An 8,175-nucleotide genomic window follows, 5' to 3' on the forward strand; every position below is an offset into this window, starting at 1 on the left:
GCATTATGTGATATACAAGGGCAGGCTTACGGAAGATGTCAGAAAATCCCTCGTATCCCTCGGCAGGCTGATGGGAGGCGGAATAGGAGTCATGATGCTTCTTTATCTGTGGAAGCTGCTGTCCTCCGTCTTCATAGGCGGCGGGGATGCTTACACAGCTGCGGTAGCGCTTATCAAGGGACCTCTGGCGCTGAACTTCTGGCTGGGTGAGATGATACTTGCGGTTGCTGTGCCTCTGCTTCTGATAGTAACTGCTAAGGGTAACGTTGGCAGGCTTGCCCTATCCGGATTCATCTATATGATAGGTCTGTTTTTTACGAGGTATGACTTTATAGTTGCGGGACAGCTTCCTCCCATGCGCGGCGGATTCTACGGCGCAGGAGTTGTAACGGACTTTGCGGGCATGAACTTCTACAGCCCGTCCGCAATGGAATGGCTTGTCTACCTGTTCGGCTTCGGAGTGTTCTTTCTGCTGTATTTCTCAGCGGAGAAGTTCTTTAATCTGGAAACCAAACATCACTGAGATAAGATATGAGACCGCCGCGGCAAAACACGGCGGTCTTTTATAAAAATACTGCTGGCAAAATAAAAACTTTTGGATTATATATAGCCCCATGAACATGAAACGTTTCAATCAATACTTCGGCGGAAAATACATGAAATACTGGTACGTTGCTTTCGTACTGGTCATTTCGTGGTTTGCACTTAACCTTTTCAACAACGGCAGCGTCAACAGATATGAGCTTACAGCGTATGACGCGAACGGAAAGGCTATCGACAGCATGGTTGTTGACGCAGGCAGTATGAGCCCGCCCGAATCACTTCCGGTTACAAAGGCGTATAAGCCGGTGAAACCTGTTAAGTTCCTCCCCTGATAACCGTTTTTCTTTCGTTTTTCATTAATTGTCTTGCAATAAAAGTGTTTTGGGATAATAATATATGATTGCGGACAGTATGAAAGGAAACGAAGATGCCTGGTCTCACATATCGGAGCCAAAAATATAAATGGGTCTATCTCCGACCGGAGAAACTGCTCATAAAAGAGCTGTCGGATCAGTTCGGTCTAACGGACTGTATCACTGAGGTTCTGTATAAACGGGGCATAGTGGAGCCGAACGCTCTTCAGGCATATTTTGAAACACCGCTCACAGGGCTTACATCTCCTTTTCTTATCAAAGATATGGGGAAAGCTGCCGAACATATCGCCCTTGCCATTGAAAAACACGAAAAAATATGCGTTTACGGGGATTATGACGTTGACGGGGTGACTTCCGTTGCGCTCATGTATCATTTCCTCAGTGAAGTGGGTGCGGACGTCGCATACTACATTCCCAACAGGCTCGAAGAGGGGTACGGACTTAATATCGCCGCAATAGAGGAGATCGCTGCCGCACATGTTAAGCTGATAATAACCGTTGACTGCGGAATAAACGCTGAGGCAGAGGTGTCCCACGCCGTTCGCATGGGTATGAAGGTCATAGTTACCGATCACCATCAGCCCTCTGAAAGAATTCCGGAGGATGCCTGCGCAGTCGTCAATCCCATGAGGGAGGACGACACAAGCCCGTTTAAGTGCCTTTCGGGTGTTGGCGTTGCCTTCAAAACCGTAATGGCGCTCCGCTCCAAAATGAACGATATGGGTAAATTCGGCGGTAGAACGCCGAACATAAAGAAATATCTTGACCTTGTCACTCTGGGCACCATCGCCGACGTTGTACCGCTTGTCGGTGAGAACAGAATATTTGTCCGTCACGGACTTGAGATACTTTCCGGAAAGGACTGCCGCGCCGGTCTGAAAGAGCTTAAACGCGTTGCAGGTGTGGACGGAGGAAAGGTTACGACGACCCACGTCGGGTTCGGTCTCGCTCCGCGCATAAACGCCGTCGGCAGACTGGGCAACTCCGACAAGGGACTGCGCCTCCTGATAACTACTGACAGAGCTCAGGCAAAGTTTCTCGCAGACGAGCTTGACAGGGAGAACAAAGACAGACAGGAGATTGAGAAGGAAATTATAGAGGAATCGTTTAAACGCGTTGAAAGCAACCGTCTGAACGAGAAATATAAAGGGCTGGTGCTCTATTCGAAAGAGTGGCATCAGGGAGTTATAGGCATCGTAGCATCAAGGCTTGTGGAAAAATACCATATGCCGGCCATAGTTCTTACATTCGACGACGGTGTCGGCAAGGGTTCAGGACGGAGTATCCCTTCGTTTGACCTTTACAAAGGACTGGAACAGCTTCAGGATATACTGCTCTCCTTCGGCGGGCACAAATACGCCGCAGGACTGAAAATATCCGAAGAACATATTTCGAGCCTCCAAAGGCGCTTCCACACGGCCGTAGACGAAAGCCTCACTGCTGAGGACTTTGTGGCGGAACTGAAAATAGATTCCTTCATCGAACCGGAGGCGATAAACGCGGAGTTCATGAAGATGATAGAGAGAATGGAACCATACGGCGCGGGCAACCGCGAACCCGTATTCTGCATGAAAAACGTCCGGAAATATCAGCCGGCAACCTATGTGGGCAGAGACAGTATGCACCTTAAAATGTTTCTGGAAAAGAACGGACGGACTTTTGACTGCATCGGATACAACATGAAGAGCTACGAAAAGATAGTGACCGGAAACGACGTGTTCGACGTTGTGTTCACCCCCGTTGTGAACGGGTATTACGGCGGACGCTATATTCAGCTTGTATTGAAAGACCTTAAACCGGCGGAGGAAGAATGGCAACCAATCGCGTGATCCGCCTTATGGACATACAGGATATGCTCACGGCAAACGGTATTGCCGACGGGTTTGACCGTGTGCACAAAGCATATATATACGCAGCGCAGAAGCACAGAGGACAGCTCAGAAAGAGCGGCGAGCCGTATCTTTCTCACCCTCTCAATGTGGCGTATATCCTTGCACAGATGAACATGGACGTGGATACCGTAATTGGCGGTCTTCTCCATGACACCATAGAGGACACAGACGCTACATTTGAAGAGATAAGCGGGCTTTTCGGGCAGGACGTTGCCTTTATCGTTGAAGGTGTGTCCAAAATAGGCAAGATAATCTTTAAATCAGCACAGGAGAAACAGGCGGAAAACTTCCGCAAAATGCTCATCTCCATGTCGAAAGACGTGCGGGTAATCATCATAAAACTGGCGGACAGGCTCCACAACATGCGCACACTGGACTATCTGGCGGAAGAGAAAAAACAGCGCATCGCAAGGGAGACAATGGATATTTATGCACCGCTGGCACACAGGCTCGGTATCGCGTGGATTAAATGGGAGCTTGAGGATATGTGTTTCCGCATCCTCAATCCGGAAGCCTATTACGATATCTACGAAAAAGTTAAACTGAAAAGAGGAGAACGGGAGCAGTATCTTGCCGAGATAAAGGAGGCTGTGATAGCAGAGCTTGAGAAACATAAAATCAAAGCTCTCGTCTCAGGCAGACCAAAGCACTTTTACAGCATCTACAATAAGATGGTGAAGAAGAAAGTGTCTTTTGAAGAGATTTACGACCTTCTTGCTCTCCGCGTGCTCGTTGACGACATCCCCACCTGCTACGCCGTTATGGGGATACTGCATAATATGTGGAAACCCATTCAGCACAGGTTCAAAGACTATATCGCCATGCCTAAGGCGAACCTTTATCAGTCCCTGCACACTACCATCATCGGTCCTAAAGGGATAACCGTTGAATTTCAGATACGCACACAGGAGATGCACAGCATCGCGGAGGGCGGTATCGCAGCCCACTGGAAATATAAAGAGGGCAGACCGTTTGACCCGCAGGAGGACAAGGCGTTCACATGGCTTCGCCAACTGCTCGAACAGCACGAACTTCACAGCCCGGAAGACCTTGTTGAAGCACTTAAAGAGGACGTTCTTCCCACCCAGATATATGTTTTCACACCCAAAGGGGATGTTATGGAGCTGCCAATCGGTTCCACCCCTGTTGACTTTGCTTACAACATCCACACAGATGTCGGCAACAAGTGTAAGGGCGCAAAGGTTGACGGACGCATAGTGCCGCTGAAATACAAGCTGCGCAACGGCGACAGGGTTTCAATCATTCTCGGGGAAGACCATAAACCCAGCCGCGACTGGCTCAGTTTCGTTAAGACCAGCAAAGCCAAAAACCGTATCCGCGCAGCACTGCGCAAGATAGATACGGATATGGGGCACACAGTCGGGTTCGATCTGCTTGACAAAGAGTTCAGCAACGCCGGACTGGACGTGCGGGAGATTTTCAACAAACAGGACAACATCAAAAAGATAATAGAGCGCTTCAAGCTGAGGGACGAAGAAGAAATTTTCCTCTCGGTCGGCTTCGGGCGTGTTTCACCCAAGCAGGTTGTTCACGTTTTCACCGAACCCGCGACACAGCCGAAACTTGAAGATCTGCAGAAAGCACCGCAGAAAGACAGCGGAAAAAAGACCAGCACGCCGTTTATCATTCAGGGTATCGACGACGTTATGGTCAAGATTGCCAAATGCTGCAATCCGCTCCCAGGCGATGACGTTGTGGGATATATCAGCCGCGGGCGGGGTATCGTCGTGCATAGGGTGGACTGCGCAAATCTGAAAAACTCAGCGTTCAGTGAGGAACGCCTCGTGGACGTACAGTGGGATTCAAGAAAAAGCTATAAGATGCCAGTGCGCATACACACTTCCATAGTCGATAAACCCGGCGTGCTCAGTGCGCTTACCACAGTTCTGAAAGAGATGGGACTTAATATTCTTGAACTGTCCTCCAGACGGGACAAAGACGGGCTTTCGTCTCAGGATTTCAGCATAGAGGTGCGCAACAAGAGCGAGCTTGAAAGTGTTATCCGCAAAATCAAAACAATCGACGGGTTACGCGAAGTCAACACCGCCAACTAGGTTCAGGTCTTTTATGCGGCGCATTACTGCGTCAGTTCCCTCTCGCTCGCAACACGCACTATTAAAGTGCGCTTTTGCTCATCTGCGGGAGCCTTCCTTGTTCTGCTTGCATCAAAGCCCTGAACGTTCGGTGTTTATATGCGTCGTTCTGCGGCGTCAGTTTTCAAAAAAGCCTCATCATGTACTTATATGTTCACTCAGAGTCTTTTTAGAAAACTTCCTTGCATAACTCGCATCTAAACACCGGGCGGTCGGTGTGACTGAGCGGAAAAATCACGTCTTCGCGGGGAAGCCACAGACTGACGAAGAAATCTCATTAATAAACATAAAAAAAGCGGATCCGAAGATCCGCTTTTTCTTTTTATAATTCTGAAATCTCTTAGCCGAGAAGCTGAAGAGCCAGCTGGGACTGGGAGTTTGCCTGAGAAATCATGGCAACGCCTGCCTGGCTGAGTATCTGGTTTTTGGTGAAGTCTGACATCTCTTCCGCCATATCGAGGTCGCGTATCCTTGATTCGGAAGCTGTCAGGTTTTCTCTTGTGGTGTCCAGACCGGAGATGGTGTACTCAAGCCTGTTTATCTGAGCACCGATAGTTGCTCTTGCGCTTGAAACTTTGTTCAGTGCCGCGTCAATAGCTGTTATGGCTGACTGAGCGCTCTCCTGATCTACCATCAGTACATCTGCAAGACCGAGAGCGTCAGTGTCTGCCTGAGCTATGCTTGTGTTGATGGTCTGACCTTCGTTCGCACCTATCTGCAGCTCTGTTGAGTTGTCAACAAGGTGGAGTTTGATGTCTTCCGCGCCGGAAGAACCGAATGTCATTGATTTCTTGCTGTCGTCCCATGAGATGTCAAGACCGACTGCGCTGTCTATCTTAACATTTACACCTGAGATAACGTTTTTCAGTATATAGTCGTTAACTTTGTCTGAACCTACTGTTTTGCCTGTGTGCGCGTCTGTAACGGAAACTGTCAGCTCGCTGTTTTCACCTTTCTGAATCTGAGCAAGTGAAAGAGCGTTGATGAGGTTTTCGTCACCCACGAATGAAAGCTGGCTGTCGTCTCCGAGTTTCGCTGTCTGGATTACGAAAGTACCTTCAACAGCTTCGTTGGAGTTCTTTTTAGCAGTGGTAACGTAGTTAACGAGGTTGTTGTTAACATCGGAAACGGTGTCGCTCACTTCGCTGTCTGCACCCATGCCGAGAGCTTTGATGGCATCTGTCATTTTTGTTTCAAACTCTGACAGAGTGTCGTCCCCTTCAAGGTAGATAGTCTGTGAAGTACCGTTACCGTAGATTGTAAGTTCCTGGGTCTGTTCAAAGATGTTGCGTCCGTCATCTGTCGTGAACAGAGCGATGTCTTTCAGCTTGGTTGCTGATGTCGCAACTTCTCCGCCGCCTCTCACTTCAAGGTCAAACGAACCTGTTGAAGTTTCGCCGTTGGGCGTTGCCGCTTCGTTGCTTGCCTCTTTGAAGTTCATTGTCATTGAACCGACGTCAAGGTTACCTGTAGCGGAATCCATTGCAGCATAGTAAACGGTTACGTTGTTATAATCGATAACGTCGTCGCCGTTGTCAGCTTTGGTCAGAGAGTTGTCTCCGGTATACTGGATTGTCGGTCCTGCCTGTCCTGCCGGTCCGCCTGATACTTTAATTGTACCGCCGCCTGAGGTGGCTGCTCCCGCAACAGTGGACTGTCCGGAGATGCTCATCAGTATCTTGTCGCCTTCCTGAATTTTACCGGCAACACCGATTGTTATTTCCGCATCAATGGCGGGTCCGCCTGACACTGCGCTCTCGTTGAAAGTAACTGTTCCGTTGGAAACAGTTACGCCTGACATGGTTGCCCATTCGCCAACAGCGCCTGTTTTTGCGTTGATGAATCTTGCGGAAACGCTTACGGAAGATGAAGCGGAAGTAACTTCGCCGTCAAATTTGATTTCAAGATAGCCGGAATCAGCGAAAGTTGTACCGCCGGTTCCCATTCCTGCTGATGAAACGGAGAAGGAAGAACCTGTCTGCTGGAATGTTGCTGTTACAGATGCGGATGCGTTTTCCACAACTGTGTTGCCAACTTCAACTGTGTAGTAGCTTGTGCCGGAAGTCGCAACTGTTTTGATATCGGATACTGAACCGATATTTGTGTTGTTCTCTGTTCCGCCCGCAGTTGTTATCTCGCCGCCGACAGAGTCGGTGTTCAGCGTCATAACGTCTGTTTTGTAAACGTTGTTTGAACCTGCTTCAACTTCAATATTAAGGTTATAGTTGCCTTCCGCAACTTTGCCTGTAACAGCTACGTCGATAGCAGTTGTTTTGTCTGTTGACCAGAGAGCGGTCGCGTCACCGTTAAGGAGTTTTTTAGTGTTGAACTCTGTTGATGAGGCAACGCGGTCGATCTCTTCTTTAAGCTGATCAACTTCTTTCTGGATCTCTGCACGGTCACTGGTGGTGTAGACACCGTTTGCGGCCTGTACCGCAAGCTCTCTCATTCTCTGAGTCATTTCCTGAATGGTTGAGAGACCGCCTTCAGCAGTCTGGAGCATTGAAATACCGTCCTGGGCGTTCATGGAAGCTCTTTTAAGACCGGATATCTGCCCGCGCAGTTTCTCAGAAATAGCAAGACCGGATGCGTCGTCCGCGGCGCTGTTTATTCTGAGACCTGAGGAGAGTCTTTCAAGGTTTTTGGAAATGTTATTGCTTGTCTGATTTACGTAACTCTGCGCAACGAGAGAGTTCACGTTGGTGTAAACTGTGAGTGCCATGATATTACCTCCGTGTAATTGTCCCCGGCCTCCGTGCCGGTGGTTGTGTTAATGGCAAGTCTTATTAAACTGTGTTGTTCCAGAGCAAAATGCTCTATAGCCTGATTATTGACTGAAGTTTGCTTTTTACCTCTTTAAAAAGTCGTTCACTCCGCAAGGAACCGGAAAACAAAAAAGACCGATGCTGTATTTCCTACAGTCATCGGCCTGAGTGTTTCAGTACCTTTTTCATATTCTTCTGTCGTGGTATTAGTATCGTCAGGCTCTAAATGAAACTTTAAAGGATTTTTTGAAAAAAATTTAGACAAGCAGAAATAACCTTATCTACCAGTGTAATAGATAAGGTAAAAAATTTTAGGAAGGGAAAGAGCGGGTCATATGACCCGCTCCAGATTGCTGACAAACGCCGTATTTCGAAAGAAGTACGGCGTTTTTTGTCTCTTTATCTTTTTATTCTCTTTTTCTGATTTATATTGCGGCAAATAGCTGTTTTTTACCCATATCATTCTCTATCCCAAACATTTCTTCGA

Annotated in this window: 5 protein-coding genes; 4 read left to right on the forward strand and 1 reads right to left on the reverse strand. The window is 48.2% G+C overall.

Annotation, left to right across the window (positions count from 1 at the left end; translation table 11 throughout):
* The 4 genes from nrfD to Q7P67_RS13260 all read left to right on the forward strand — a co-directional run.
* A partial coding sequence (gene nrfD / locus Q7P67_RS13245) for an NrfD/PsrC family molybdoenzyme membrane anchor subunit (protein WP_303852716.1) occupies positions 1–523 on the forward strand: 523 nt, incomplete at its 5' end.
* Between the two features lie 91 nt (positions 524–614).
* Positions 615–875 carry a hypothetical protein gene (locus tag Q7P67_RS13250; protein WP_303852717.1) on the forward strand — a complete coding sequence of 87 codons (261 nt, stop codon included), beginning with the start codon at positions 615–617 and terminating at the stop codon, positions 873–875.
* A gap of 95 nt (positions 876–970) precedes the next feature.
* Positions 971–2,746, forward strand: a complete 1,776-nt coding sequence (gene recJ, locus Q7P67_RS13255) for a single-stranded-DNA-specific exonuclease RecJ (protein WP_303852718.1) — start codon at positions 971–973, stop codon at positions 2,744–2,746.
* Positions 2,728–4,884: a bifunctional (p)ppGpp synthetase/guanosine-3',5'-bis(diphosphate) 3'-pyrophosphohydrolase gene (locus Q7P67_RS13260; protein WP_303852719.1), complete on the forward strand. Its 2,157-nt coding sequence runs from the start codon at positions 2,728–2,730 to the stop codon at positions 4,882–4,884. Before recJ ends, Q7P67_RS13260 begins: the two co-directional genes overlap by 19 nt.
* A 379-nt stretch (positions 4,885–5,263) precedes the next feature.
* Here the strand turns inward: Q7P67_RS13260 and Q7P67_RS13265 are convergent, their stop codons facing one another.
* Positions 5,264–7,645, reverse strand: a complete 2,382-nt coding sequence (locus tag Q7P67_RS13265) for a flagellin (RefSeq protein WP_303852720.1) — start codon at positions 7,643–7,645, stop codon at positions 5,264–5,266.
* Positions 7,646–8,175: the final 530 nt, after the last annotated feature.

Origin of the sequence: Seleniivibrio woodruffii (assembly GCF_029267515.1) — a bacterium.
Lineage (GTDB): Bacteria > Chrysiogenota > Deferribacteres > Deferribacterales > Geovibrionaceae > Seleniivibrio > Seleniivibrio woodruffii_A.